This window comes from Alkalibacterium sp. s-m-28, assembly GCF_054658175.1.
Genome location: NZ_BAAGIQ010000212.1, coordinates 1 through 932, shown reverse-complemented (window position 1 = coordinate 932; position 932 = coordinate 1). Strand labels below are relative to the sequence as shown.

Annotated in this window: 1 protein-coding gene; it reads left to right on the top strand. The window is 41.6% G+C overall.

Annotation, left to right across the window (positions count from 1 at the left end):
* On the top strand, positions 1-932 hold a 932-nt coding region (locus ACYQ4S_RS11985; RefSeq protein ID WP_459771380.1), incomplete at both ends, for an IS1380 family transposase.

The window sequence follows — 932 nt, the reverse complement described above, 5'->3', positions numbered from 1 at the left end:
CAGACGACCATGCGGATGAATTAAAGCATGAGCCGATGTTTACCACGATTCTGGATAAGAAGCAATTAGCTTCTCAACCCACTTTGTCACGCTTAAACCAGAAATTCGACAAGGAAACGATGAAGCAACTCCAACAGGTTAATCAAAAATTAAATAGACGAATTCAAACGATTCAGCCGAGTGAGCATTTTGTTTTTGATTTGGATTCGGCAAATTTCGCGACCTGTGGTCATCAATATGGCACAGACTACAATGCCCATTATCAAACAAACGGTTACCATCCACTCGTATTATTTGATGGCTTAACGGGTGATTGCATCAAAGCAGCTCTTCGTGCAGGTAATGTTTATACGTCTCGCAATGTCGTTAGCTTTGTTGGTCCTGTGATCAAGGAATATGAGAAAATGAATCCAAGTGCGACCATCGCTGTCAGGGGTGATAGTGGATTCGCTGTCCCTGAACTCTACGAGTTGTGTGAAGAACATGAGATCAAATACGCGATTCGCCTTAAATCAAATAAGCGTTTAACATCGATGGCTCAAGACATTGAACATCAAATCGGGAATCGACTAAAACTTAATAACGGTGCGCCTTATGTGTTTTATAAAGAAATAACCTACAAGGCGGCAAGTTGGAACAAGCCAAGACGAGTGATCGTCAAGTTAGAGAGACCAGAAGGCGAACTCTTATTTCGCTATTCCTTCATTGTCACGAACTTAAGCTATCGCCCTAAAAACATCGTCAAATTTTATCAAAACCGTGGGACGATGGAAAATTTCATCAAGGAAGGGAAAAACGGCTTTGCGTTCGACCAATTAAGTAGTCCTGACTTTTACACAAATGCGACAAAGCTACAAATTGCCTTACTCGCCTACAATTTTGCGAATTGGTTTCGCCGACTCTGCTTACCTAGAAGTATGAGTAAAAGCACC